The organism is Agrobacterium sp. LEGMi-208b, from assembly GCF_059511785.1.
The window spans coordinates 380,137-405,900 of sequence record NZ_CM183446.1 but is presented as its reverse complement, the minus strand read 5'-3'; the positions used below and the strand labels follow the sequence as shown (position 1 = coordinate 405,900).

At 59.7% G+C, this 25,764-nt stretch carries 20 protein-coding genes; 9 read left to right on the top strand and 11 right to left on the bottom strand.

Going from position 1 to position 25,764, the window contains the following annotated elements; genetic code table 11:
* Positions 1–2 precede the first annotated feature (2 nt).
* The 5 genes from AC5YUO_RS16595 (at position 3) to AC5YUO_RS16575 (ending at position 7,330) form a co-directional block, all read left to right on the top strand.
* Entirely contained in the window at positions 3–1,547 is a 1,545-nt protein-coding gene (locus AC5YUO_RS16595; RefSeq protein ID WP_496155996.1) for an ABC transporter substrate-binding protein, read from the top strand.
* Positions 1,548–1,675: 128 nt separating this feature from the next.
* The gene (locus AC5YUO_RS16590) at positions 1,676–3,118 is read left to right on the top strand and encodes a M20 family metallopeptidase (protein ID WP_496155995.1); all 1,443 of its coding nucleotides are present in this window, start codon (positions 1,676–1,678) and stop codon (positions 3,116–3,118) included.
* 437 nt (positions 3,119–3,555) lie between these two features.
* The gene (locus AC5YUO_RS16585) at positions 3,556–4,485 is read left to right on the top strand and encodes a sugar ABC transporter substrate-binding protein (protein WP_400812810.1); all 930 of its coding nucleotides are present in this window, start codon (positions 3,556–3,558) and stop codon (positions 4,483–4,485) included.
* A gap of 239 nt (positions 4,486–4,724) precedes the next feature.
* Positions 4,725–6,266 (top strand): sugar ABC transporter ATP-binding protein, encoded by a 1,542-nt coding sequence (locus tag AC5YUO_RS16580; protein WP_496155994.1) that lies wholly within the window; start codon positions 4,725–4,727, stop codon positions 6,264–6,266.
* A 32-nt stretch (positions 6,267–6,298) separates the two neighbouring features.
* A complete protein-coding gene (locus tag AC5YUO_RS16575) occupies positions 6,299–7,330 on the top strand; it encodes an ABC transporter permease (RefSeq protein ID WP_496155993.1) in 1,032 nt (343 codons plus the stop codon).
* A gap of 81 nt (positions 7,331–7,411) precedes the next feature.
* Here the strand turns inward: AC5YUO_RS16575 and AC5YUO_RS16570 are convergent, their stop codons facing one another.
* A complete protein-coding gene (locus AC5YUO_RS16570) occupies positions 7,412–8,167 on the bottom strand; it encodes a gamma-glutamyl-gamma-aminobutyrate hydrolase family protein (protein WP_496155992.1) in 756 nt (251 codons plus the stop codon).
* A 304-nt stretch (positions 8,168–8,471) separates the two neighbouring features.
* Here AC5YUO_RS16570 and AC5YUO_RS16565 point away from each other — a divergent pair, with 304 nt between their 5' ends.
* Positions 8,472–9,569: a TRAP transporter substrate-binding protein gene (locus tag AC5YUO_RS16565; RefSeq protein WP_020011921.1), complete on the top strand. Its 1,098-nt coding sequence runs from the start codon at positions 8,472–8,474 to the stop codon at positions 9,567–9,569.
* Positions 9,570–9,955: 386 nt separating this feature from the next.
* Here the strand turns inward: AC5YUO_RS16565 and AC5YUO_RS16560 are convergent, their stop codons facing one another.
* Both AC5YUO_RS16560 and AC5YUO_RS16555 read right to left on the bottom strand, forming a co-directional pair.
* The gene (locus AC5YUO_RS16560) at positions 9,956–11,425 is read right to left on the bottom strand and encodes a TRAP transporter large permease (protein ID WP_400812806.1); all 1,470 of its coding nucleotides are present in this window, start codon (positions 11,423–11,425) and stop codon (positions 9,956–9,958) included.
* A 32-nt stretch (positions 11,426–11,457) separates the two neighbouring features.
* Positions 11,458–11,997 (bottom strand): TRAP transporter small permease subunit, encoded by a 540-nt coding sequence (locus AC5YUO_RS16555; protein ID WP_496155991.1) that lies wholly within the window; start codon positions 11,995–11,997, stop codon positions 11,458–11,460.
* Between the two features lie 415 nt (positions 11,998–12,412).
* Here AC5YUO_RS16555 and AC5YUO_RS16550 point away from each other — a divergent pair, with 415 nt between their 5' ends.
* Together AC5YUO_RS16550 and AC5YUO_RS16545 are read left to right on the top strand one after the other, a co-directional pair.
* The gene (locus AC5YUO_RS16550; protein WP_269342798.1) at positions 12,413–12,637 is read left to right on the top strand and encodes an aa3-type cytochrome c oxidase subunit IV; all 225 of its coding nucleotides are present in this window, start codon (positions 12,413–12,415) and stop codon (positions 12,635–12,637) included.
* A gap of 69 nt (positions 12,638–12,706) precedes the next feature.
* The gene (locus AC5YUO_RS16545; protein ID WP_496155990.1) at positions 12,707–13,240 is read left to right on the top strand and encodes a hypothetical protein; all 534 of its coding nucleotides are present in this window, start codon (positions 12,707–12,709) and stop codon (positions 13,238–13,240) included.
* Positions 13,241–13,256: 16 nt separating this feature from the next.
* On the opposite strand, the gene AC5YUO_RS16540 is transcribed toward AC5YUO_RS16545, so the two are convergent.
* Entirely contained in the window at positions 13,257–14,510 is a 1,254-nt protein-coding gene (locus AC5YUO_RS16540) for an NAD(P)/FAD-dependent oxidoreductase (RefSeq protein ID WP_496155989.1), read from the bottom strand.
* Between the two features lie 318 nt (positions 14,511–14,828).
* On the opposite strand from AC5YUO_RS16540, the gene AC5YUO_RS16535 reads away from it, so the two are divergent.
* Positions 14,829–16,565: a methyl-accepting chemotaxis protein gene (locus tag AC5YUO_RS16535; RefSeq protein WP_496155987.1), complete on the top strand. Its 1,737-nt coding sequence runs from the start codon at positions 14,829–14,831 to the stop codon at positions 16,563–16,565.
* 79 nt (positions 16,566–16,644) lie between these two features.
* Here the strand turns inward: AC5YUO_RS16535 and AC5YUO_RS16530 are convergent, their stop codons facing one another.
* The 7 genes from AC5YUO_RS16530 to AC5YUO_RS16500 all read right to left on the bottom strand — a co-directional run bounded on the left by AC5YUO_RS16530 (position 16,645) and on the right by AC5YUO_RS16500 (position 25,502).
* Positions 16,645–17,964, bottom strand: coding sequence for an LLM class flavin-dependent oxidoreductase (locus AC5YUO_RS16530; RefSeq protein WP_496155986.1), 1,320 nt, complete (start codon positions 17,962–17,964; stop codon positions 16,645–16,647).
* Positions 17,965–17,982: 18 nt separating this feature from the next.
* On the bottom strand, positions 17,983–19,329 hold the full coding sequence (locus AC5YUO_RS16525; RefSeq protein WP_496155985.1) for an MmgE/PrpD family protein: 1,347 nt from the start codon (positions 19,327–19,329) through the stop codon (positions 17,983–17,985).
* Between the two features lie 4 nt (positions 19,330–19,333).
* Positions 19,334–20,134 (bottom strand): amino acid ABC transporter ATP-binding protein, encoded by an 801-nt coding sequence (locus AC5YUO_RS16520; protein ID WP_400812799.1) that lies wholly within the window; start codon positions 20,132–20,134, stop codon positions 19,334–19,336.
* A gap of 12 nt (positions 20,135–20,146) precedes the next feature.
* Positions 20,147–20,929, bottom strand: coding sequence for an amino acid ABC transporter permease (locus AC5YUO_RS16515; RefSeq protein WP_400812798.1), 783 nt, complete (start codon positions 20,927–20,929; stop codon positions 20,147–20,149).
* Positions 20,926–21,669 carry an amino acid ABC transporter permease gene (locus AC5YUO_RS16510; RefSeq protein ID WP_003524557.1) on the bottom strand — a complete coding sequence of 248 codons (744 nt, stop codon included), beginning with the start codon at positions 21,667–21,669 and terminating at the stop codon, positions 20,926–20,928. Before AC5YUO_RS16510 ends, AC5YUO_RS16515 begins: the two co-directional genes overlap by 4 nt.
* A gap of 298 nt (positions 21,670–21,967) precedes the next feature.
* Positions 21,968–22,807, bottom strand: a complete 840-nt coding sequence (locus AC5YUO_RS16505) for a transporter substrate-binding domain-containing protein (RefSeq protein WP_271045726.1) — start codon at positions 22,805–22,807, stop codon at positions 21,968–21,970.
* A gap of 406 nt (positions 22,808–23,213) precedes the next feature.
* Positions 23,214–25,502, bottom strand: a complete 2,289-nt coding sequence (locus AC5YUO_RS16500) for an NADP-dependent malic enzyme (RefSeq protein ID WP_496155984.1) — start codon at positions 25,500–25,502, stop codon at positions 23,214–23,216.
* Between the last annotated feature and the right edge of the window lie 262 nt (positions 25,503–25,764).

The window sequence follows — 25,764 nt, the reverse complement described above, 5'->3', positions numbered from 1 at the left end:
CAGTGAAAAAATTTCTCCTTGCAGGCGTTGCCCTGCTGGTAACGGCCAACATCGCGGCGGCCCGCGATATCACCATCGCGCAAAGCTCGGATCTGCGCAGCAACAATCCCGGCGTGAACCGCGACGGCAATACGGACGGGGTTATCCTGCACATCGTCGAAGGCCTCGTAGGTTATAACAATGCTGGCGAGGTGAAGCCGCTTCTGGCCGAAAGCGTCGAGGTTGCGGCTGACGGCCTGACCTATACGTTCAAGCTGCGCAAGGACGTGAAATTCCACAATGGCAAGCCGCTCACCGCAGAGGATGTTGCCTGGAACTGGACACGTTATCTGAAGCCGGAAACAAAATGGACCTGCCTCAACGATTTCGCGGAAGGCGGGGCAGCGCACGTCACCGGCGTCAAGGCCACGGATGCATCCACGGTCGAGATCTCGCTTGAAAAACCTTCCGCCGTTTTCCTCGGCCTGATGTCGCGGCCGGAATGCGGTTATACCGGCATGATCTCGCCGGAATCGGTTGCTGCCGATGGCAGTTTCGTCAAGCCGATCGGCACCGGACCGTTCCAGTGGGACGAGTGGAAGAAAGGCGAATATATCCGCCTCGCCAAATTCGCCGATTATGTTTCGCCGGCAAATGACGGCAAGCCTGATGGCATGGTCGGCTCCAAGCGGCCGCTGGCCGACGGCATCAAATTCATGGTCATTCCTGATGCTTCGACGGTGAAAGCGGGCCTTGAATCCGGCGTGCTCGATACGGCTGAGATTTCCCCTGATCTCATTCCGGAATTCAAGACCAATGACAAGATGCAGCTCATCGTTGCCCGCAACAACGGCAAGAACCTGTTCTACATCCAGACCCGCGACAAGGTTCTGAGCAATCCAGGCGTGCGCCGCGCCATGGCGATGGCGCTCGATCTCGATGAACTGGTTGCTGCCGCATCGAACGGCACGGGTGAAGCCAACGGCTCGATGGTCTCGCAGGACTCGGTCTATTTCGACGAGACCCAGAAACAGCGTCCGGCCTATGACATCGAGGCCGCGAAGAAGGAACTGGAGGCTGCCGGTTACAAGGGCGAGCCGATCTCCATCATCGCCAACAAGCGCGGCAACGTGCCGAGTTTCCCGGCCGCCGTCATGGCGCAGGCCATGATGCAGCAGGCGGGTCTCAACGTGCAGATCGAGGTGCTGGATTATGCCACGCAGGTCGATCGCCGTCGCTCCGGTAATTATCAGGTGATCTCGCAGTCGGTCGCCCCGCGTCTCGACCCGGCGCTGATGTATGCCTTCTATGTCGGCAACAAGGACAAGAACGCCTCGCTGATGTGGGACGATCCGAAGGCGATCGAGCTGATGAAGGCGGCCTATGTCGAGGCCGACCAGACGAAGCGCCAGAAGATTTTCGACGAGTTCCATGAGCTGATGCTGAAGGAAATGCCGGGCATCTTCCTCTACGACATGGTCGATGTCTGGGGTGCCACGAAGAAGCTCAAGGGCCAGCCGGTCTGGCAGTCGAACGCCCGCCTCTGGGAAGTCTCGGTCGACAACTGATCCACTATTGCCCGCGCCGGAGGCGGACCCCGGCGCGGACTTTCCATCATAGGGTGCAAGTATTTGGCGGTGCATCCGCCGAAGCGCTTGCGCGTGCCCGTAAAGGGCGGAAAATGCGAGGACAAGCCATGAACCGTGATGCCGTGATGTCGATTGCCGTCGAGGTCGAGGCCATGAAGCCCGACTTCACCACCTTAAGCGACAGCATCTGGGATTTTGCCGAGCTTAAATTTGAAGAACGGCAATCCGCTGGCGTTCTGGCCGCCGCGCTTGAGGAAAACGGCTTTGCGGTTCGCCGCGGTGTGGCAGGCATGGAAACGGCGTTCATCGGCGAATTCGGCAGCGGCAAGCCGGTCATTGCCTTCCTCGGCGAATTCGATGCGCTGGCCGGCATGAGCCAGGTGGCTGATGTGGCGCAGGTGCAGCCGCGCGAGGCGGACGCCACCGGCCATGGCTGCGGCCATAACCTCCTCGGCGTCGGCTCGTTGATGGGGGCCATCGCGCTCGCCCGGCATCTGAAAGCCAATAATCTGCCCGGCACCGTGCGCTATTACGGTTGCCCCGGTGAGGAGGGCGGTTCGGGCAAGACCTTCATGGTGCGGGCTGGCCTGTTTGATGATGTCGACGCGGCGCTGACCTGGCATCCGGCCCCGTTCAACGGTGTGCGTTCCACCAATAATCTTGCCGTGCTGGAATATTTCTACCGTTTCAAGGGTGTTGCGGCCCATGCCTCCAACGCCGCCCATCTCGGCCGCTCGGCGCTTGATGCGGTCGAGCTCATGAATGTCGGCGTCAATTTCCTGCGCGAACACATGCCGCAGGATTGCCGGGTGCATTATGCGATCACCGATACCGGCGGCAAGGCGGCGAATGTTGTGCAGGCCAAGGCAGAAGTGCTTTACCTGATCCGCGCCCCGGAAATGCGCCAGGCGCTCGATCTTGCTGCACGGGTGGACAAGGTGGCGCGCGGCGCGGCGATGATGACCGAGACCGAGGTTGAGATTGTCTTCGATACCGCCTCAACCAACCTTTTGCCCAACATCACGCTGGAAACGGCGATGCATGAAAACATGGTAGCGCTTGGCCCTATCGCCTTCGATGAGGCGGATATCGCTTTCGCAAAGAGCATTCAGGACACCTTTACTGACGAGGCGATCAAAAGCAGCATCCGGCTCTACCAGATAAAGGGCGATGTCTTTTCCAACCGGAAGATCGATGGTTCGACGCCCCTGCATCTCGGCCTGCGTGATTTCGATGGTCAGTCGCATTTCCGGGCGGGTTCCACCGATGTCGGCGATGTCAGCTGGGTCACGCCGACGGCGCAGTGCTGGACGCCCGCCTGGGCGATCGGGACCAATCCGCATACCTGGCAGGTGGTAGCGCAGGGCAAAAGTCCCGCCGCCCACAAGGCCATGGCGCATGCCGCCAAAACGCTTGCAACGACCGGTCTTGCGCTGATGACCTCGCCGGAACTGCTCGCCAGTGCCAAAAAAGAGTGGCGGGAAAAGACCGAGGGCAGCGAATATGTCTGCCCGATTCCCGCCGATGTCATGCCCGCTTCCCACCGGTAAGACGCTACGCACTTGTCACGCTCTTCTTTTGTCGCCGGCCCTGTGAAAAAAGGGCCGGCGGATTTTGGCTTGGAATAAATCTTCCATCATAGTCGAACTCATTCCGAGCTTCGAACCGGGAGTCCGTAATTTCAACGCCTTACGGCTCCCCGCTTCAAGGGTGGACATGAGGCGGATGGAGCTTGGACGCTTTCATCGGCAGCCCCGTCCGGAATGGACATCCTCTGGAATCCCTCATCATCACCGCCTTGTGTGTCGCTTTGCCGCCGGGTCGTGAAGAAAGCATTGACGTTCAGCCCAAAAATGGAATAAATATATCGAACAGACAGAAAATCGGTTTCATTATTCCGTTTTCTGAATGTGAGGAGGTAGCGGCGGGCTTTCGGGTTCGCCTCCGGCTGGGAGAGGTGGCGCCGGACACCGAGGAGGAGAAAACAATGAAGAAATTTATCATCGGCGCAGCCATGTCTGTGCTTCTGGGCACGGCGGCACATGCGGAGACTGTAGGCGTCTCGATGGCGCTGTTCGACGACAACTTCCTGACCGTGCTGCGCAACGGCATGCAGGATTATTCCAAGGAACTGAAGGGCGTGACCCTGCAGGTTGAAGACGCGCAGAACGACGTCGCCAAGCAGCAGAGCCAGATCCAGAATTTCATCGCTTCCAAGGTCGATGCGATCATCGTCAATCCGGTTGACACGGATGCAACGGCGGCCATGTCGAAGCTTGCAGCAGACGCGAAAATTCCGCTGGTTTACGTCAACCGCCAGCCGGTGAACGTGGATACGCTGCCGGACGGCCAGGCATTCGTCGCCTCCGATGAAACGGTGGCCGGCACGCTTGAAGCCAAAGAAGTTTGCCGCCTTCTCGGCGGCAAGGGCAAGGCCGTCATCATGATGGGCGAGCTTTCGAACCAGGCGGCGCGCATGCGCACGCAGTCTGCAAAGGACGTTTTGCAGACCGATGAATGCAAGGGCATTTCGGTTGTTGAAGAGCAGACCGCCAACTGGCAGCGCACGCAGGGTTCCGACCTTGTCACCAACTGGCTCTCCAGCGGTATCGAGTTCAACGCCGTCATCGCCAACAATGATGAAATGGCGATCGGTGCCGTTCAGGCACTGAAGGCCGCTGGCAAGGACATGAAGGACTACGTCGTCGCCGGCGTGGATGCCACACAGGATGCCCTTGCGGCCATGCAGTCGGGCGATCTCGATGTGACGGTGTTCCAGGATGCGGCAGGGCAGGGCAAGGGCGCCCTCGATGCGGCGCTGAAGCTCGTCAAGGGCGACAAGGTCGAGAAGAAGGTCTACATTCCTTTCCAGCTCGTCACGCCTGAAAACGTCAAGGACTACGTGGCCAAGAACTAACGGCCGCCTTCCGGCATCTGCGCCCGTTCGGATTGATATTGGAGGCAGATGCCGGTTTCCGACGGCACCGAAGACAAGCTTCGGTGCGCGAGCGGATGACGATTGAATTTCAGTGAATTCAAAGTGTTGCAGCGCCTCTCATGTCGTGATCGACATGGCGCTGCAAGCCTCCCCGGAGGCGAGGTGCGCCGTTTGGTAAAGCCTGTTTCCGGTCATTTTTGTCTATTGTGGAGGATGAGATGGTCGTCAGTCCATCGACAATGGCCGCCGTGCGCGCCAGCGGAGCCGTGCCGAATGCGGAGTATCTTCTCGCGGCGGAAGGCATACGCAAGGAATTTCCCGGCGTCGTGGCGCTCGATGATGTGCAGTTCAAGCTGAAGCGCGGCACCGTGCATGCGCTGATGGGCGAGAATGGCGCCGGAAAATCGACGCTGATGAAGATCCTGGCCGGCATCTACCAGCCGGACAGTGGCGAAATTCGCCTGAAAGGCGCCGGCATACGTCTCGATTCCCCGCTCGATGCACTGGAAAACGGCATTGCCATGATCCATCAGGAACTGAACCTGATGGCCTATATGACGGTGGCGGAAAACATCTGGATACGACGCGAGCCGAAGAACCGGCTGGGCCTTATCGATCACGGCGAAATGTATCGCCGCACCGAAACGCTGCTGGAAAGGCTGGGTATCGATCTCGACCCGGAAATCCGCGTCGGCGAGCTTTCGGTGGCAAGTCGCCAGATGGTCGAGATCGCCAAGGCTGTTTCCTATGATTCCGACGTTCTCATCATGGATGAGCCGACATCTGCGCTGACGGAGCGCGAGGTCGAGCATCTCTTCCGCATCATCCGCGATCTCCGGGAGCGCGGTATCGGTATCGTCTACATTACCCACAAGATGAACGAGCTGTTCGAGATCGCCGATGAATTTTCGGTTTTCCGCGACGGCAAATATATCGGCACCCACGCCTCGAGCGACGTAACGCGTGACGATATCATTCGGATGATGGTGGGTCGTGAAATCACCCAGATGTTCCCGAAGGAAGAGGTTCCGATCGGCGACGTGGTGCTTTCGGTCAGGAATCTCACGCTCAATGGCGTTTTCCATGACATTTCCTTCGAGGTGCGCGCCGGTGAAATTCTCGGCGTTGCCGGCCTCGTCGGATCGGGCCGCTCCAATGTGGCGGAAACGGTGTTCGGTGTAACACCCGCATCCTCGGGCACGATTGCAATCGACGGCAAGCCGGTTTCGATCGACAGTCCGACGAAGGCTATCAGTCACCGCATGGCGTTTCTGACCGAGGATCGCAAGGATACGGGATGCCTGCTGATCCTGAATATTCTGGAGAACATGCAGATCGCCGTCCTGCAGGACAAATATGTCGCCAATGGCTTCGTGCAGGAAAACGCGCTGTCGGATGCCTGCGAGGAAATGTGCCGCAAGCTCCGGGTGAAGACGCCGCATCTTTACGAGCGCATCGAAAACCTGTCCGGCGGCAACCAGCAGAAGGTGCTGATCGGTCGCTGGATGCTGACCAAGCCGCGCATCCTCATTCTGGATGAGCCGACGCGGGGCATCGATGTCGGGGCCAAGGCGGAAATTCACAAGCTGGTTTGCGAGATGGCGCGCCAGGGCGTCGCCGTCATCATGATTTCCTCCGAAATGCCGGAGGTTCTGGGTATGAGCGACCGTGTCATGGTCATGCATGAAGGTCGGGTGACGGGTTTCCTTGATAGAAGTGAAGCCACGCAGGTTAAAGTGATGGATCTCGCATCGCGGTGAGGCGCGCCGGGATTTCTCGAGGAGGAATGATTATGAATACGAACGCCGCCGCCAACACAGAGTTGGATGGAAAATCCGGACGCAAGCCGCATCGGCGCATCCCGCCGGAGGCTAATATCTTTTTCGTGCTGATCGGCATTGCGCTGGTTTATGAAATTCTTGGCTGGATTTTCATCGGCCAGAGCTTCCTGATGAACCAGCAGCGCCTGACGATCATGATCCTGCAGGTCTCGGTGATCGGCATCATCGCGGTTGGTGTCACGCAGGTCATCATCACCGGCGGCATTGATCTCTCTTCCGGTTCCGTCGTTGGGCTGACGGCGATGCTGTCCGCCAGCGTGGCGCAATCATCCACGTGGCCGCGGGCGCTTTATCCGGGGTTGACCGATCTGCCCTTTTTCATCCCGCTGGCCGTCGGCATATTGGCGGGTGCTCTTGCGGGCTTCATCAACGGGCAACTCATCGCCCGCACCAAAATTCCGCCCTTCATCGCAACGCTTGGCATGATGGTGACGGCGCGTGGTCTTTCCAAGTGGTATACGAAGGGCCAGCCGATCTCCGGTCTGACGGACGGTTTCAACTTCATCGGCACGGGCATCTGGCCGGTCGTGGTGTTCCTCGTCGTCGCCGTCATCTTCCACGTGGCGCTGCGTTATACCCGTTACGGCAAGTTCACCTATGCCATCGGTGCGAACCAGCAGGCGGCACGTGTGTCCGGTATCAATATCGAGGCGCATCTGATCAAGGTATATGCCATTGCTGGCCTGCTCGCCGGTCTCGCTGGCGTCGTCACCGCCGCCCGCGCACAGACGGCGCAGGCCGGCATGGGCGTGATGTATGAACTCGACGCTATCGCCGCAGCCGTCATCGGTGGTACATCGCTCGCCGGCGGTGCAGGCCGTATTACCGGAACGGTGATCGGCACCATCATCCTCGGTGTCATGACGTCGGGCTTCACCTTCCTCCGGGTGGACGCCTATTACCAGGAAATCGTCAAGGGCCTGATCATCGTGGCCGCGGTCGTTGCCGACGTCTACCGACAGAAGAAACGCGCAAAGCGCTAAATCCTCCTCCCAGACTTGGGGCAGGCCTTCAGGCTTGCCCCTTTTTTGTGTTCCTGTGAGCCGAGGGGGACTAGCTAAGGTTCATGCCTTGCTGTTTCGATAGTCGTGGACGGCCTTGCCGAAGGCCTCGAACAAAGCGCGCGACGGCGCATCTGTCTCAGCCCAATATTCCGGATGCCATTGCACGCCGACGGCAAATCCCTTGGCGTCGATGACGGAAACGGCCTCGATGGTGCCGTCCGCCGCCGTTGCCTCCACCTGCAGGCGGGGTGCGGTCTCGGCGATTGCCTGCCGGTGCAGCGAATTGATCTGGATTTCGCCGGACATGCCGAGATGCTGCGCGATGCAGGAGCCTTCGCGCACATGCACCGGCTGGCGAATGGCGAAGGCCACGTCGCGGTCGTCATGTTCCGGCTTGCGGTGGTCCCATATGCCGGGCTGCTCCTGAATTTCGGAAGCCAGCGTGCCGCCCAGCGCGACGTTCAGTTCCTGAATGCCGCGGCAGATGGCCAGCATCGGGATGCCGCGTTCAATGGCGCGGCGGATGAGCGGCAGGCTGGTGGCGTCGCGGGCCGGGTCGAACGGGCCGTCGCTTTCCTGCGCCTCTTTGCCGTAAAGGGAAGGGTGCACATTGGTGGCGGAGCCGGACACCAGCAGGCCATCCACCCGGTCGAGAATGGCGTCGACCTCGTTTCCGTCCTCGAAGGCCGGGACGATGAAGGACATGACGCCAGCGACTTTCAGCGCGGCGGAAACATACTGGTTCTGCGCGGCGTGCCAGTCGGCTCCGGTGAAATGCCTGATGTCGGCGGGAACGGCGATAATGGGTTTTGGCATGGTGGCTCCGGGACGAATCTTCGAAATTTGTGCGACTGCCGGCTGGCCAAGTCAAGCACGCGTTTTGCGTTCTGACGATCCTTTCTGCGCCTAAAGTATAAGGCGATGCCGGGATATTTCAGTTGAAAATAAAATACGAAGCAGAGTTTCCGAAAATTCCCGGAAAGGCCGGTTTTTCAGCGATTAATTCTTGGCGCGGGTGCTTGTCAGCCGGGCCGTAACCGTGCTTACTTTGCTGCGATGCCTGAACAGCAACGAGGGGAATTCAAAGCTGCGGGCAGCGTTCATATCTGGGAGGATATAGATGGATCGCCGTTCCTTTATGAAAAAAGGTGCGCTTGCGGGAGCTGCCACGGCAGCGCTGGCCGCGCCCGCCATTGCACAGCAGAACACCAAGATCAACTGGCGCCTGACGTCGTCGTTTCCGAAATCGCTCGACACGATCTATGGCGGCGCGGAAGATATTGCCAAGCATGTCGCCGCCGCGACCGACGGCAATTTCACCATCCAGCCCTTTGCCGCCGGCGAAATCGTGCCCGGCCTGCAGGCGGCCGACGCCGTATCATCCGGCACGGTGGAAATGTGCCACACCTGCTCTTATTATTACGTCGGCAAGGATCCGACCTTCGCCATCGGCACGGCCATACCTTTCGGCCTCAATGCCCGCCTCACGAATTCATGGTTCTATGAAGGCAATGGCAACAAGCTGCTCAACGAGTTTTACGCCAAGCACAATCTCTACGGCATGATTTCGGGCAATACCGGCGCGCAGATGGGCGGCTGGTTCCGCAAGGAAATCAACACTGTCGACGATTTCAAGGGCGTGAAGATGCGCATCGCCGGTCTGGCCGGCAAGGTGGTGGAAAAGCTCGGCGTGGTGCCGCAGCAGATCGCCGGCGGCGATATCTATCCGGCGCTGGAAAAAGGCACCATCGACGCGGCGGAATGGGTCGGTCCCTATGACGACCACAAGCTCGGCTTCCAGAAAGTGGCGAAATATTATTATTATCCGGCCTTCTGGGAAGGTGGCCCGGTCATCCATTCCTTCGTCAATCTGGACAAGTGGAACAGTCTGCCGAAAAGCTACCAGACGGCGCTGCAGGACGCCTGCGCCTTCGCCAACACCAGCATGATGGCGAAATACGACGCGAAAAACCCGATCGCCATCAAACAACTGGTTTCGGAAGGTGCGGTGCTCAGGCCGTTCAGCCAGGAAATCCTCGAGGCCTGCTACAAGGCCGCGCTGGAAGTCTATGCCAATATTTCGGCCTCCAATCCGGACTTCAAGAAGATCTACGAAGATCAGGTCGCCTTCAAGCGTGAAGGTTATCTGTGGATGCAGCTTGCAGAATACACGTTCGATACTTTCATGATGATCCAGCAGCGTAACGGCAAGCTCTGATTATTCGGTGACGGCGGACCGAGCAAAGGCCCTGGGGATTTCGGTCTCCGGGGTTTTTGTTGTGCGCGCATGCCTTCACGCATCCGACAACAAAGGATGATTTACGATCAATTCCGTTGTGGGCAAAAGCAGCAGGCTCCGCGACCAGCCGGAGCGTCGGCGGGGATTGGCCACGCCGACCTCGGCAAAGGCCTTGCTCTCAACTGTGGAGGTGATGCGATGTGGAAACCACTGAGCATTGCGTTTGTCGTTAGAAGAAACCGGACAGGCTGGTCACTGACTGTCCGGCTTCATTTCAAGCGATAAGCAAAACGGAAGGCAGGGGCGCAACCCTGTCTTCCACTCCGCAATCATAAGCGTTTCGCCAGGTCCTTACAAGATGCCCGTCAGGGCCCGATCTTCGGCGGCTCGCCAAGATTCGGCATGCCCGGCAATCCACCCGGCTGGCCGAAATTGGGCATGGTGTTGCCGCCCTGATTGCCGAAGGCGGGCACTTCGATCTTGATGGAATTCAGATCGACCTCAGGCGCCTTGTCCAGCCAGTAGGTGACGGATTCCGGCCAGAAGATCACGATGGCGACGAGGATGAGCTGCATGCCGAGCCATGGGATGGCGCCCATATAGATATCCGATGTCTTGACCGAGCGCGGCGCGATGGAGCGCAGGTAGAACAGCGCAAATCCGAAGGGCGGATGCATGAAGCTCGTCTGCATGTTGATGCAGATCAGCACGCCGAACCAGATCAGGTCGATACCGAGCGCCTGGGCGATCGGCGCCAGCATCGGAATGACGATGAAGGCGATTTCGAAGAAATCGAGGAAGAAGGCGAGGAAGAAGATGAAGATGTTGACGAAGATCAGGAAGCCGATGGGGCCGCCCGGAATACCCGACAGCATGTGCTCGATCCACAGCGAACCGTCCATGCCCTGAAAGACGAGGGAGAAGCAGGTGGCGCCGACCAGAATGAACACCACCATCGAGGTGATGTGCATGGTGGAATGCATGCCCTGTTTGATGAGATCCCAGCTGAGGCGGCGGTGCGCGGCGGCCAGCGCCATGGCGCCCACGACGCCGAGCGCGCCGGCTTCGGTGGGCGTTGCAAGGCCGAGGAAGATGGTGCCGAGCACGAGGAAGATCAGCACGATGGACGGGATCATGCCCGCCAGCACGCGGAAGACCAGCGCCCGGTTGAGTTCTCCCCGTGCTTCCGGCGGCAGCGCCGGCAGGTCCTTCGGCCGCACGACCGACATGAACAGGATGAAGAGCATGAAGATGGCGACTTGCAGGATCGACGGGCCGATGGCGCCGAGATACATGTCGCCAACGGATTTGCCGAGCTGGTCGGCAAGCACGATCAGCACCAGCGAAGGCGGAATGACCTGCGTGATCGTGCCGGATGCGGCGATGACGCCGGTGGCAAGCCGCGGATTATAACCGTATTTCAGCATGATCGGCAGCGAGATGACGCCCATGGTGATGACGGAAGCGGCTACCGTGCCGGTAATCGCGCCGAGAATTGCGCCAACGATGATGACGGCATAAGCGAGACCGCCGGGAATTGCGCCGAACAGTTTGCCCGTCCCTTCAAGCAAATCTTCGGCAAGCCCGCATCGCTCCAGGATCGCGCCCATGAAGGTGAAGAAGGGGATGGCGAGCAAAAGATCGTTCGAGACGATGCCGAAGATGCGCAGGGGCAAAGCCTGAAGAAAGGCCGGCGAAAAATGCTCGGTGAAGATGCCGATGACGCCGAAAACGAGACCGACGGTGGCGAGCGAGAAAGCAACCGGAAATCCGTAAAGCATGAAGATGATCATGCCGAGGAACATCAGTGGCGGAAGAATACCATATTCGAACATGGGAAATATCCTGAAGGTTCAGATCGGTGCGATCATTGCAGGGGTTTTTCGTACTTCGTATCGAGCGCATAAAGCCTGTTGAGGGCGCCTATGCGCTTGATGAGTTCGGAAAAACCCTGAAGAACCAGAAGGGCGAAACCGGCGAAGATGATGAGTTTCACCGGCCAGCGGATGAGGCCGCCGGCATTGGAGGACATTTCGCTCTGATGCCAGGAGAGTGTGAACATGGGCCAGGAAAGCCAGGCGAGGTAAAAGCAGCCGGGAAGCAGGAACAGCACGATGCCGATAATGTCCACCCAGATGCGGCTGCGCGGTGAAATCGCGCCATAGATGATGTCGACACGCACATGTTCGTTCATGCGCAGCGTATAGGATGCGCCGATCAGTACGATGAAAGCGAACATGTACCACTGGATTTCCAGCCAGCCGTTTGAACTGTAGTTCAGGGCGTAACGGACCATGGCGTTGCCGGCGCTGACGAGGCAGCAGATGAGCACGAGATAACCGGCAACCTTGCCCAGAGCTTCGCTTGCAAGGTCTATCAGCGCACTTAGTTTTAAAAGCGACTTCATAACTTTCCCCTCTTCCCTTTTCGGGCCCTTTGCGGGTTTATGGCGGAGAGCAAAGCCCGGCACCCCTGCTGCGGCCACGCCTCCACGTTCTGCCGCTGCCACAGGTTCCAGAGTTCCTCCTCACAGAATTCCGTGTATGGTCAGGCGGTTCGAAAAGCAACCAAAACCACCATCAAACAGCTTGACTGATCGCCCTTTTCAACCGTTTGCGAAAGAATGTTGCCCTATGACATGTTTCGCCCGGTTGAGCGGCCACGGGGCATGCCATCGCCGCTCTTTCGCCGAGAACGCATTGCGCTTTTCGGCGACTTCATGTTACCTCTGGCTACGGAGAATCCAGCATGGGCCCGTGATCGTCCACGGGCAGATTTTCCCGCACGACGGGCATGACGGATGGAGCACAAGGGGAAGCGGAATGAGCGAACACCACACGGGTCCTGTCGAAGTCGGCGCCGAGATGAATTACGCCGAGCACGAAAAGACCTATAACGGTTTTCTGGCCTTGACGAAGTACGGCACGATGATGCTGTGCGTGCTGATGCTGGCGATGGTCGCGGGTTTCTTCACCTCCGCCGGTTTCCTTGGTGGCCTGGTCGTCTTCGTCGTGCTGTCGGCTGCGGGTTTCTTTCTGCTGCGCTGAACAATCCCGTTCATGAGCGGTTCCCGTTCCGGGGATCGGGCGATGCCGGATAACCGGAAAGGCCAAGCCATGAAGCGCCTGTTATCTTGTCTGCTTCTGCTGTTGACGATTGCGCATCCCGCTTTGTCGCGCGATCTCTCGCCCGCCGAGCAGGATAGCCTTCGCACACAGATAGAGCGATTTCAGACGGCTTTGGGCGCACAGGATTTCGATGTCGTCGGCAAGACAGTGCCGCCTAAAATCTTTGAATTCATCGCGCGTGACGCCGGTATTACCGCGGAGCAATTGCGCGGCGCCTTGACCGCGCAGATGCAGATGGCGCTTGCGGCGGTCAAGATAACCGAATTCACCATGGATACGCAGGCGATCAGCCTTGCGCAAACGCCTGATGGAACGCCCTATGCGCTTATCCCGACAAAAACGGTGATGGAAACCGGCGGCCAGACGATCGAGGCGAAATCCCACACACTGGCCCTGATGGACGGCGCGGACTGGTATTTGCTGCGGGTAAGCGACCAGCAGCAGGTCACCATTCTGCGCAAGGTCTATCCGTCCTTCGCCGAGGTGGAGTTTCCGGACGATTCCATGCAACCGGTGAAATAGTCCACTTTTCTTGAACTCAGGAAAAACGTCCCGGCCGGAAAGGGTCGACCGAGATTGCCGTCTCCTCACCGCTGGCCAGTTGCGTCACCAGACGGGCGGTGGCTGCCGATTGTGTCAGCCCCAGATGGCCATGGCCGAAGGCATAGATGACGGAGGGCGTGGCGCGTGCGGTGCCGATAACGGGAAGACAGTCCGGCATCGACGGGCGGAACCCCATCCATTGCCGGCCACCTTCCAGTTTGAGGCCGGGCAGAAAACGTCCTGCCTTCTTCAGCATGGCTTCGGCTCGGCGGAAATTCGGTTTCAGTTCCAGTCCGCCGAGTTCGACCGCGCCGCCAATACGGATACCCGTCGATAGCGGGGTGACGACGAAGCCGTGGTCGTTGAAATAAAGCTGGCGCGTAAGGTTGAAAGCGTCGGGGGGAAGGGTGGTGTTGTAACCACGTTCGGTTTCCAGCGGCACGATGTTGCCAAGCGTCGCGGCAAGCTTTCCCGACCACGCGCCGCAGGCGATCACCACCCTGTCGGAATCGATCTTGTCACCGTTTTCGAGCGTCACGATCGTGCTTTCGCCGACCGCATCGATACGTTCGGCCTCACCCTTGCGCAGGCTGGCGCCGCGGGCGAGTACCAGATCGAAAATGGCGCGGGTGAAATCATAGGGGTCGGAGACCTGCAGGCCATCCGGCGAAAACATGGCGTGGCGGAACTGCGGCGCGAGACCCGGCTGCAATGCCTCGATTTCATCGCGGCCAACGCGCTCAAAGATGAAACCGGCGCTTTCCTTTTCGTCCCAGTCCCCGCGGGCAGCATTGAGACTCGACTCGCTGTCATAAAGATCGAGCGTGCCAGTTTTTGAAACGAGGTGCGAAAGTTCCGGCATCGCCGCGACATGGGCCATTTCCAGGGCGGCCAGCCGGTTGATGTCGGTGAGTGATTTCAGCCCGTGGCGAAAGTTGCGTTCGGCGCTGGCGCGCCAGAAACGCCACAGCCAGGGCGCGATCTTCGCCGCATAGGCTGGCGGCACGCTGAGCGGGCCGAGCGGATCGAACAGCCAGCGCGGCGCTTTTTTCATGATGCCGGGAGCGGGAATGGGGATGATTTCGGGGAAGGCCAGAATGCCGGCATTGCCGGAACTTGCGCCTCGGGCAACCTCGCTGCGTTCCAGAAGCACAACTTCACGCCCGGCATTCTGCAGATAAAGCGCCGCCATGGAACCGATAATGCCGGTGCCGATCACCAGCACATCGCATTTCAGGGTTTTGGTCATCGGCGCTCCTGCAACACAAATCTCTCAACCCCGCCATAACAATGAATGCCGCCCCGATGAAAGGCCGCATCGTGTTGCTGGCGCAGAAATATCAGCACTGTGGCAAATAAGCGGTCCGAAATAGACAAGACGAATATATTCGCGGTGAAGCATATTTGCAGTCGTTTCAGATTCTGGATCAATAGTTATAGATCATTATTAATCGCTATTTAACGGTGTCCGGCTAGTTTCGCGTGCAGGCGGGTCGACCTTTTTCATCTTTATATTTCGGAGATGGAGGGGGTCTGCATATGGATTACTGTTCGAGGGTTCAAATAGATGTCTCACTTTTCCAAATTCGGTCTGGATGCTTCCGCGGTGCTTGATGCAATTAGCCGCTCACAGGCCATCATCGAGTTCGATCTGACCGGCAAGATTTTGAAAGCAAACGATAATTTCTGCAAGGCGCTCGGCTATCAGCAGTCTGAAATCGTTGGCCGCTCCCACGGCATGTTCCTTTCTTCCGAAGATGCCGCCTCATCTGAATACAGGGCCTTCTGGGCAAAGCTGTCGCGCGGCGAATACGATCAGGGCCAGTACCGGCGTCAGGCCAAGAATGGCGACGAAATCTGGATTGAGGCCTCTTACAATCCGGTGTTCCGTTTCGGTAAACCCTACAAGGTGGTCAAGATCGCAACCGACATCACCTCGATCAAGCGCAAGAGCGCCGAGGATAACGGCAAGCTGGCGGCACTCTCCCGCGCGCAGGCCATGATCGAATTTACGCCTGACGGAAAAATCCTCAGCGCCAACGAAAATTTCCTCGCGACACTCGGTTACACGGCAGAAGACATCATCGGCAAGCATCACTCGATGTTCTGCGAGCCGGCCTATGCCCAGTCCCAGGACTATCGGGATTTCTGGAAGGAACTCGCAAGGGGCCACTTCTCGACCGGGCAGTTCATGCGCCTTGGCAAGGATGGCAAACGCGTTTTCATTCAGGCCTCCTATAATCCGATCATCGATGACCGGGGCCGGGTCTTCAAGGTGGTGAAATTCGCTTTCGATGTGACGGACCGGATGCATGCGGTCGAGGAGCTTGGTGCTGCGCTGGAGCGGCTTTCTCAATGCAATATCCGCATTACGCTGGACAAACCCTTCGTCGGCGAGTTCGAACGGCTGCGTTGCGATTTCAATAAATCGATCGCGGAATTCCAGAAGACGCTGGAAAATGTTCTCGGCCAGACCGGAGACCTGACCCGCAGCAGCCAGGAAGTCAGCGAAGCCTCCGTTAATCTCGCCGAACGTTCACGCGAGCAGGCGGTGGCGCTTGAGGAGACTTCGGCAGCGCTCGAAGAAATCACCGCGACGGTCCGGTCGTCGACCGAAAACATGAAGGAGACGCGCAAGCTCGTTCAGAGCGCGCGGACATCCACCGTGGCCTCCACCGAGGTCGTGGAGCGGACAGTCGATGCCATGCAGCGTATCGAGACGGCTTCACGGGAAATCAGCCAGATCATCGGCGTGATTGACGAAATCGCGTTCCAGACGAACCTGCTGGCACTGAATGCCGGCGTGGAAGCCGCGCGTGCGGGTGAAGCGGGCAAGGGCTTTGCGGTGGTGGCGCAGGAAGTGCGCGAACTGGCGCAGCGTTCCGCCAATGCCGCGAAAGAAATCAAGGCATTGATCAACAATTCCGGCACCGAGGTTCTGGAGGGCGTCAGGCTGGTGGGCGAAACCGGCGAAGCGCTGAAGCAGATCGACGCGCTGGTCAGGCATATTGACGGTAATGTCGACATGATCGCCAAGGCGGCGGACGAACAGGCCGTCGGTATCAGCGAGATCAACAAGGCGGTCAACCGGCTGGACCGGATGACGCAGGAGAATGCGGCGATGAGCGCCCGCACCACGGTGATCAGCACGACGCTGGCGCAGGGCGCGGATGCGCTGGCACAGCTTGTCAGCCTGTTCAAGCTGAACCGCCGCACGATTCAACGGGAAGACGGATCGTCCACCCGCCCGGATACCGCGCATACCACCCGGCGCGACCAGCCGTCGGCACGGGCGGCCGCGTAAAGGAGCAGGCTCAGGCCCGCTTCAGCTGATCATGAGATTCGATGGATGCGGATGCCTTTGAACGGGCATCCGCATGCCTTTATGACCGCAGCGCCGGTCGCTCGATGCCGAGGTGGTCGCGCAGCGTCGAACCTTCGTAATCCCTGCGGAACAGGCCCCGTTCCTGCAAAAGCGGTACAACTTCGCGGTTGAATTCCTCCAGCCCGCCGGGGAAGAAGGGCGGCATGACGTTGAAGCCGTCGGCTGCGCCGTTTTCGAACCATTCCTGCATCCGGTCTGCCACATCCTTGGACGTGCCCATGACGATATGGTGGCCGCGGCCGGCGGCGACGCGCAGCGCCAGTTCGCGGATCGTCAGCTTTTCGCGGCGCGCCAGTTCGGTCAGAAGTTCGGCGCGGCTGCGCAATTGGTCGGAGATCGGCAGGTCCGGCAGCGGGCCGTCAAGGTCGTAATCGGCAAGGCTGTGGCCGATGCGTTCTTCGAGCAGCGGCATGGCGCTCTTGATATCGGTCCAGCGGTTCAGTTCCTTCAGCTTTTCGCCGGCCTCTTCGAAGCTCCTGCCGATGATCGGCATGAAACCGGGCATCACGGCGACGCTTGCCGGATCGCGGCCGAACTTCTCCACGCGCGCCTTGAGGCTCGTATAAAAGGCCTGCGCTTCGGAAATCGCCTGCTGGGCGGTGAAGACGATATCGGCGGTGCGGGCGGCGAGATCCTGCCCCGGCCCGGAAGAGCCGGCCTGGATGAGAACCGGGTGGCCCTGCGGCGAACGCGGAATATTGAGCGGTCCCTTGACCGTGAAATATTTGCCTTCGTGATTGAGGATATGGACCTTTTCCGGATCGACGTAACGGCCCGCCTGCTTGTCCTTGACGAAGGCGTCGTCATCCCAGCTGTCCCACAGGCCGCGAACGACATTCACATATTCTTCCGCCACCGCATAACGCTCGTCATGCTCGGGATGGTCTTTGGAAAAATTCGCCGCCGTGCGGGCGTATGAGGTCGTGACGATGTTCCATGCCGCGCGCCCGTGGCTGAGATGGTCGATGGAGGCGAAGGCGCGGGCGGTGTGGTAAGGCTCGCCATAGGTTGTGGAGGCGGTGGCTGCCAGCCCGATCTTGTCGGTCACCATGGCAAGGGCCGCAAGCAGGGTCAGCGGTTCGAAGCGCGCGATCATCGACGGATGGGCGTCGACGCCGCTGGTCAGGCCGTCGGCAAGGAAAACCATGTCGAATTTCGCCGCCTCGGCCATTTTCGTAACGCGGGTGAGCAGATCGAAATTCTCGCTGCCGGCTTCGGCATCGGGGTGGCGCCAGCCGGAAACGTGGTGCCCGGCGCCCTGCAGGAAGAGGCCGAGATGCATCTGTCTTTTGCGTGTCGTGGTGGTCATGGGGTTCATGCCTTCATGTCGGTCGAGTTATATTTGCGATACCAGAAGCGTTTCGAGCTTCCTGAGGTCGGCTGCGGTTTTCATGGACCGCAACAGTGCCGGAATGCCGGCGAATTTTTCATTGCCGCCGGTCGCGTCGGCAAATTTTTCGGTCGGATCATCGATGCCGGGGAGGCCATCGATACGGCGCGACAGCACCGTGCCATCCTTCTTCGTCACATCGATGACCACGAAACGGGTGGTCGGATCGGGCGAGAGACGGCGGGCGGTCTCGTCATGTCGGCGCGAGACCCTGGCGGAAAGCGCAAGCAGGTCGGGGCGCGTCGGGCGCTCATCGAAATGGCCAATGCCGAGTGATCCATCGGTCAGAGCGGCGGCAAAGACATATTCGGGGCTGAAACGCGCATCGATGCCGGTCGTGGGGGTGGACGGTCCGACAAGGGCGGCATCGCCGCCCGGTGGAAAGGTAATGGTGACCGTCTCGATCTCCTCCGGTGTCAGATTATCCGCGTTGCGCAACGCCAAAGCGCCGACGGCGACGGGATGGGCGGCGGTGCAGCAGGGGAAGGCCTTGAGGGTGAGGCCCGGCGAGACGATCTGCCAGGGTGCGCCCCAACCGGAGAGAACGCGTTTCGGCTGCTCGGCGCCGAAGGCGAAGGCCGAATAAAAGCCGATGGGGTTTTCGAGAAAATCCGGCGCGCCCTGAAAACCGGATCGCGCCAGCCGCGCGGCGGTAAGGCCGGCGCGCGTGGCGAGCCCGGCGTGCAAAGGCTTGGCGTCATAGCCGAATTGCAGACGAAGCCCGGCCGACTGGGTGGCGGCGAGGCCGAGCGCCACGGCCGTGGTCTGCGGATCGAATTTCAAGAGATGGGCAATCGCCGCCGCAGCGCCGATGGGCCCGAGCGTTGCGGTGGCGTGGAAGCCGTTTTCGTAGTGTTTGGTCCCGAGCGACAAGCCGAGACGCGCCATGGTTTCGAGCCCGACGATATAGGCGGCGATGAAGGCATCCGCCGTCGAGCCCTCTTCGACCGCGATAGCCAGCAAAGCGGGAATGATCGCGACGGTCGGATGGCCGCGCACGCTGCCATGGACATCGTCATAATCAAGCACATGACCGGCGTGGCCGTTGATGAGGGCGGCGGTAAAGGCATCCGTGCGCAGATCGTGGCCGATAATGCCCGCCGCGCCTGATGTGCCCGGTGTAAAGCTGTCGATCAGGATCCTGGTGCTTCTGTCGGCGGCACCGCCCAGAACGCAGGCGAAAAAATCGATCAGCGCCGTGCGGGCGATGGCCACAGCCTCCTCGTCACGCAAGGGATCGGAGGCGGCAATTGCTTCGGCGAGACGAAGGGTGAGCTTTTCGTCGGCGGTCATGGCATCAGATCCCTTCGCCGTCATTGACCCGCGCCACCTGTCCGCCGAGACCCTTGACGAAGGCGTTGATGCGCGGATTGGTCGACCTGTAGAAGATGTGCTCCGGCGTGCCCTGATCGACGATCAGGCCGTTTTCGGTGAAGACGATATTATCGCTGATTTCTTCGGCAAAACGCATTTCGTGCGTGACGAGAATACTGGTCATGCCGTCATTGACGAGATCGCGGATGACGGCGAGCACTTCGCCCACGGTTTCCGGGTCGAGCGCCGAGGTGACCTCATCGAAGAGCACCAGTTCCGGCCGCATGGCAAGCGCGCGGGCAATCGCCACGCGCTGCTGCTGGCCGCCGGAAAGCTGGCCGGGATAGGCATCGACCTTTTGAGAAAGACGCACTTTTTCCAGCAATTCGCGGGCATGGCGCTCGGCTTCAGCCTTCGGCGTACCGAGAATCTTGATCGGCGCGATGGTAATGTTTTCCATCACCGTCAGATGCGGAAAGAGGTTGAACTGCTGGAACACGATGCCGATGCGCTTGCGCAGCGCGATGCGCTCAGCCTCGGTCTTCAGCTGATCCACACGGGTGCCGCCGACGGTGATCTTGCCCGATTGCGGGATGAGCAGGCCGTTGATGCAGCGCAGGATGGTGGATTTGCCGGAGCCGGAAGGGCCGATGATGGAGACGGCATCGCCCTTGTTCACCGTGAGGTCGATGCCCTTCAGGACCTGATTGTCACCGAAGGACAGGTGTATGCCTTCCAGTTCGACCAGAGCTTTTGCGGCGGTTTGTGGTGCGGGTGCGGACATGGCTTGTTCCAATCAGCGGGAAGCGAAGCGCCGCTCGAGGCGCTGCGTGAAACGGGAGACGGGATAGCAGAACAGGAAGAACGCCATCAGAACGGTGAGGTAAACCACGACGGTGAAATCGTTGCGCTGCACGGCGGTGCTGGCGTCTGTCGCGGCGTGAAGAAGCTCATGCACGCCGACCAGCGAGGCAAGCGCCGTGCCCATGGTGATCGACGCATAGAGGTTCATCCATGGCGGCAGCGAGCGTTTCACGCATTGCGGCAGGATGATCCAGCGCAGTGTCTGGTTGCGCGAAAAGCCCAGCCCCTGCGCCGCTTCCCATTGCGCCGTCGGAATGGACTGGATGGCGCCGCGGGTGATTTCGGCGATATGGGCGCTTGCCGGAATGGCAAGCCCGACGACGGCCTTTATCCAGTCCGGGAAGGGGATGTAGTTGCCGAAGGCGACGATCTCGAAGGGGAAGATGTAGGTCGCGGCAAAGATCAGCACCAGATGCGGCGCGTTGCGGAAGACCTGCACATAGGTCAGTGCCGGCGCGCGCACGAGGCGATAGGGCGCGAGCTCCATGATGCCGAGCAGGACGCCAATGAAGGTGCCGATGGCGATCGCCAGAATGCTGATCAGCACGTTCATGGCAAAACCCTTGGCCAGATAGGGCAGCCATTGCAGCAGCACCTGGCCGAGCGATGGATCGAGGATCAGCCAGAGGATGACGGCGATCAAAACACCGAGCAGCAGAATGGTGCCGAAGGGCGGCTTCTTTACCGCCTGTGTTGGAGAAACCACCGCACTCATTGACCGAACCCCGGAACCGCAAGACGCCGTTCAAGCCACAGACCGGCCCTTGCGACGATGAAATTGATGACGCTGAAGAAGATCAGGATGACGATCATCAGCTCGACCACATTGTCGCGCTGCGTCCAGATCAGGATCGATGCATAGGTGATTTCACCGACAGCAATTGCCGAGCCGACCGTGGTGAGCTTCACCAGATTGACGAGGTTGTTGATGATGGAGGGTAACGCCGTGCGGATCGCCAGCGGAAACTCCACATAGCGTAAAATCTCGAAGGAGCTGAAACCGATTGCGCGTGCCGCCTCGATGGTGGTGGCCGGCACCGCCTCGATGCCGCCGCGCAACGCTTCCGCATGGAAAGCGGCAATGTGCAGGCCGGTAATGGCGACGACCCAGAAAAAGGGTGTCAGCGGATTGTTCTGCGCGCCGCCGAGAGCGTTGGAAATCAGCATGTTGAGCACGAGGAAACCGCACATCAGCTGCACCAGCGTCGGCGTGTTGCGCGTCAGTTCCACATAGGCGCGCACGGGGCCGGCAAGCCAGACCTTGCCGGATGTCAGCATGGCCGCGAAAATGAAGCCGAAGACGAGGCTGAGCGGCAAAGTGACGGCGACGAGGATCAACGTCATCTTCATGCCGTCGAGCCAGATCTGAACCTCATAGCCGCTGTTCAGAAAATCATAGTTGAGGCCGAGATGCGCGGCCAGTTCTATGAAGCGCGCTGTAAATCCATCCTGCATCGGAAATCCATGCTGTTGTCGCGGGTGCCGCCCGGCAGGCGCTGCCAGAATGACCTGTCTTGCTTTAAAGCAGAAAAGAACGGCGGGCGAAACCGACCGTTCCTGATAGTCAGGGGAAATCGCTATGATGGCAGCCGCCCTTGCGTCATGCCGGTCCCCGGAACAGGCCCGGGGACGATCCCGCATTCAGCCACGGCGCGGCTGCGCCGTGAAAGAGCCTCTCGCGATCAAGGACTTGATCGCGCTGGACCCCGGACGAAATCCGGGGGTGGCGGAGCAAGCGTGGTCGCTCGTTCTCTTACTGAGCGGCCGAAAGCTTCTTCTGCTGTTCTTCCATATAGCCGATGCTTGGCAGGCGGTTGGCCTTGGCGAATTCGAGCATCTTGCCCGACGCGTGCAGTTCCTTGACGATCTTGTCGAGCGCGGCCTGCGTGTCGCTTTCGCCCTTGCGCAGCCAGATCACGGAATCCGATGGGATCAAGTCGGTGGGGATGAGGATGCCGTAATCCTTCCACTCGTCGGCGCGGTCCTGAAGCATCAGGCTCAGTGTGCCGTTGACGTGAACGGAAACATCGCAATTGCCGCCCTTCAGCGCCAGCAGCGATTCCGGCTGGCTCGGCAGAGCCTTCACCTGCGCGCCATATTGTTCGATCAGCGGCTGGGTGTAGTTCGACCCTTGCGAAACGCAGGCGATCTTGCCCTTCAGGTCCGGCCAGTCCTTGATGCCACTGTCCTTGCGGCCGATGGCGGCGCCACCCTGGCGGTCATAGGGCGTGGGCACATAATCGAGGGTTTTGGCGCGCTCTTCCGTGTACTGCATGTTGGCGATCAGAATATCGACCTTACCCTGCTGCAGGAACTGTACCCGGTTGGGCGGCGTGACGGTCTCGGTGACAAGCTCGACACCGAGGCCGGCGGCCAGCGCCTTGGCGACGTCGATGTTGAGACCCTTCTGCTCCTGCGTCTTCGGATCGATAAAGCCGAAAGGCGCGCCGGAGAGGATGACACCGACGGTGAGCTTGCCGCGACCCTTGATGCGGTCAAGCGTTGCATCCGCGTGAGCGGCGGTGGCCATCGAAGCGATGACGACGGTTCCGGCGATGAGTTTTGCGGCAAATCTGGAGAAAGAGAGGGCCATGGGTATTTCCTTTTGATTGTGAGTGGAAACTACATGAGGCACCCGCCGAGAGCGAGAATTGGCATTGCGTGAAAAATAGTATGAATAAAATCCGGTTCCAATAAATCTTTCAGGAAGAAAAATTATCCTAATAATTTGAAATCGTAGAATCCTGTTCTGTGTCGCTCCCGTTTTGCGTTTTGCCGTAAGGGGCGCGGGAGAAGTCCAGATGTTGTCCGCGAACTGAACGGCGACAGACACGGCGACAGATAAAGTGAGTGGATCCCGCTTGTTTCTTCTCCCCGCCGGGGAGAAGGTCGCGGCAGCGGGATGAGGGGGCAAGCTCTCAGTCTATCTCTGCCGTAGCCCCCTCATCTGACCCTTCGGGCCATCTTCTCCCGGCAGGGAGAAGAAATACGCCGCGACGTCACCGTCCGGCGTTATAGGCCGCGATTGCCGCCATATTGACGATATCGCTGTCCTTCGCACCCATCGAGGTGATCTGCACCGATTTGTCGAGGCCGACGAGAAGCGGGCCGATGACGGTCGCGCCGCCCAGTTCCTGCAGCATCTTGGTGGAGATGGAGGCGGAATGGATGGCGGGCATGACCAGCACATTGGCCGGGCCGGAAAGCCGGGCGAAGGGATACTGGCTCTGCATGCGGTGGTGGTTCAGCGCCACATCGGCCGACATTTCGCCGTCGACCTCGAAATTGACGTTGCGTCGGTCGAGGATTTTCACCGCCTCGCGCACCTTGTCGGAGCGTTCGCCGGTCGGCTGGCCGAAGGTGGAATAGGCGAGCATGGCAACACGCGGTTCGTAGCCGAAACGGCGGGCGAGGTGGGCTGCCTCTTCGGCGATATCGGCAAGGTCTTCCGCATTTGGCATGTCATGCACGGCGGTATCGGCCACGAAGACGGTGCGGTTGCGCGAGACTACCAGCGAAACGCCGATGACGCGATGGCCGGGTTTGGTGTTGATGCAGCGGCGGATATCTTCGAGCGCGGTGGAGTAGTTGCGGGTAACGCCGGTGACCACGGCGTCCGCATCGCCCATCGCCACCATGCAGGCGGCAAAATGGTTGCGGTCGTTGTGGACCAGACGCTGCACGTCGCGCAGCAGGAAGCCGCCGCGCTGCAGACGCGCATAGAGATAATCGACATAGGCATCGACGCGGCTGGAAAGGCGCGCATTGGTAATCTCGATATTGGCGCGGTCGAGATCGATGCCGGCGCGTTCCGCATTGGCCTTGATGATATCGTCACGGCCGAGCAGGATGGCGGTGCCGAGACCCTGAGCGGTGAATGAAATCGCCGCGCGCATGACCTGTTCTTCTTCCGCTTCGGCAAAGACCACGCGCTTTGGCGAGCGGCGCACCCGCTCGTAAAGGCGTTGCGTGGTGGAAGCCATCGGGTCGCGGCGGGCGGAAAGCTCGCGGGCATAGGCGTCGAGATCGGGAAGCTCCCGGCGGGCGACGCCGGTTTCAATGGCGGCTTTCGCCACGGCCACCGGAATGGCCGAGATCAGGCGCGGATCGAAGGGAACCGGAATGATATATTGCGATCCGAAACGCGGGCGGTTGCCCTGATAGGCGGCGGCCACATCGTCAGGCACATCCTCGCGGGCAAGATCGGCCAGCGCCTGCGCAGCGGCGATCTTCATCGCGTCGTTGATCTGGCGGGCGCGCACATCGAGAGCGCCGCGGAAGATATAGGGAAAGCCGAGGACGTTGTTGACCTGGTTCGGGTAGTCGGAGCGCCCGGTTGCCATGATGGCGTCGTCGCGGATGCGCGACACTTCTTCCGGCGTGATTTCCGGGTCCGGATTGGCCATGGCGAAGATGATCGGCTTCGGCGCCATGGAGCGGATCATCTCTTCGGTGAAGGCGCCCTTCTGGGAGAGGCCGAACACCACATCCGCGCCCTTCATGGCTTCGGCCAGCGTGCGGTTGCTGGTCTTCACCGCATGGGCGGATTTCCACTGGTTCATGCCTTCGGTGCGGCCCTGATAGATCACGCCCTTGGTATCGCAGAGCGTGATGTTTTCCGGGTTGAAACCCATGGCCTTGATGAGGTCCATGCAGGCAATCGCCGCAGCACCCGCGCCGTTGCAGACGAGCTTCGTGGTCTTGAAGTCACGGCCGGTCAGTTCGATGGCGTTGATGAGGCCGGCGGCGGCGATGATGGCGGTGCCGTGCTGGTCGTCATGGAAAACCGGAATATCCATCAGCTCGCGCAGGCGGCTTTCGATGATGAAACATTCCGGCGCCTTGATGTCTTCCAGATTGATGCCGCCGAAGGAGGGGCCGAGATAACGCACGCAATTGATGAACTCATCGGCGTCTTCGGTATCGACCTCAAGATCGATGGAATCGACATCGGCGAAGCGCTTGAAGAGAACGGACTTGCCCTCCATGACCGGCTTGGAAGCAAGGGCGCCGAGATTGCCGAGGCCGAGGATGGCGGTGCCGTTGGAGATGACAGCCACCATGTTGCCGCGCGTGGTATAATCGTAAGCGGTCGCCGGATTTTCGGCGATGGCTTTCACCGGCACGGCCACGCCAGGCGAATAGGCAAGCGACAGATCCCGCTGCGTCGCCATCGGTTTGGTTGGGGTGATTTCCAGTTTCCCCGGCCTGCCTTGCGCGTGGAAATCCAGGGCTTCCTGATCCGTAACCGATGTTCTTGTGCTGGCGGGTTTCGTCGTGTCGGACATGGGCTGTGCGTGCTTTCGTGTCGATAACAATGTAAAAATATCCGCCGTTGTTATTGTATTTTTCGCGCCCCTGCCAAGCCTTGAATGTTGTTCAGTGCAGCAAATTTAAGCGTGATGAAATTTACGCCCGATTCAATCGATTAAGTCCTGATGCGTCGCTATTGAAGGCTCGGCCAGCGAGGGAGGACCGGCATGCAATCGGACCATGCGTCGGCGCTCTCGTGCGGAACCTCGTGCTCTCCCTTGCGTTAGGAAAACGGTT

Coding starts and splice junctions, on each gene's coding strand:
- AC5YUO_RS16585 (WP_400812810.1), top strand. CDS start 3,556: ATGAAGAAATTTATCATCGGCGCAGCCATGTCTGTGCTTCTGGGCACG.
- AC5YUO_RS16590 (WP_496155995.1), top strand. CDS start 1,676: ATGAACCGTGATGCCGTGATGTCGATTGCCGTCGAGGTCGAGGCCATG.
- AC5YUO_RS16580 (WP_496155994.1), top strand. CDS start 4,725: ATGGTCGTCAGTCCATCGACAATGGCCGCCGTGCGCGCCAGCGGAGCC.
- AC5YUO_RS16560 (WP_400812806.1), bottom strand. CDS start 11,425: ATGTTCGAATATGGTATTCTTCCGCCACTGATGTTCCTCGGCATGATC.
- AC5YUO_RS16520 (WP_400812799.1), bottom strand. CDS start 20,134: ATGTCCGCACCCGCACCACAAACCGCCGCAAAAGCTCTGGTCGAACTG.
- AC5YUO_RS16545 (WP_496155990.1), top strand. CDS start 12,707: ATGAAGCGCCTGTTATCTTGTCTGCTTCTGCTGTTGACGATTGCGCAT.
- AC5YUO_RS16570 (WP_496155992.1), bottom strand. CDS start 8,167: ATGCCAAAACCCATTATCGCCGTTCCCGCCGACATCAGGCATTTCACC.
- AC5YUO_RS16505 (WP_271045726.1), bottom strand. CDS start 22,807: ATGGCCCTCTCTTTCTCCAGATTTGCCGCAAAACTCATCGCCGGAACC.
- AC5YUO_RS16500 (WP_496155984.1), bottom strand. CDS start 25,502: ATGTCCGACACGACGAAACCCGCCAGCACAAGAACATCGGTTACGGAT.
- AC5YUO_RS16515 (WP_400812798.1), bottom strand. CDS start 20,929: ATGAGTGCGGTGGTTTCTCCAACACAGGCGGTAAAGAAGCCGCCCTTC.
- AC5YUO_RS16530 (WP_496155986.1), bottom strand. CDS start 17,964: ATGAACCCCATGACCACCACGACACGCAAAAGACAGATGCATCTCGGC.
- AC5YUO_RS16565 (WP_020011921.1), top strand. CDS start 8,472: ATGGATCGCCGTTCCTTTATGAAAAAAGGTGCGCTTGCGGGAGCTGCC.
- AC5YUO_RS16540 (WP_496155989.1), bottom strand. CDS start 14,510: ATGACCAAAACCCTGAAATGCGATGTGCTGGTGATCGGCACCGGCATT.
- AC5YUO_RS16550 (WP_269342798.1), top strand. CDS start 12,413: ATGAGCGAACACCACACGGGTCCTGTCGAAGTCGGCGCCGAGATGAAT.
- AC5YUO_RS16510 (WP_003524557.1), bottom strand. CDS start 21,669: ATGCAGGATGGATTTACAGCGCGCTTCATAGAACTGGCCGCGCATCTC.
- AC5YUO_RS16525 (WP_496155985.1), bottom strand. CDS start 19,329: ATGACCGCCGACGAAAAGCTCACCCTTCGTCTCGCCGAAGCAATTGCC.
- AC5YUO_RS16575 (WP_496155993.1), top strand. CDS start 6,299: ATGAATACGAACGCCGCCGCCAACACAGAGTTGGATGGAAAATCCGGA.
- AC5YUO_RS16555 (WP_496155991.1), bottom strand. CDS start 11,997: ATGAAGTCGCTTTTAAAACTAAGTGCGCTGATAGACCTTGCAAGCGAA.
- AC5YUO_RS16535 (WP_496155987.1), top strand. CDS start 14,829: ATGTCTCACTTTTCCAAATTCGGTCTGGATGCTTCCGCGGTGCTTGAT.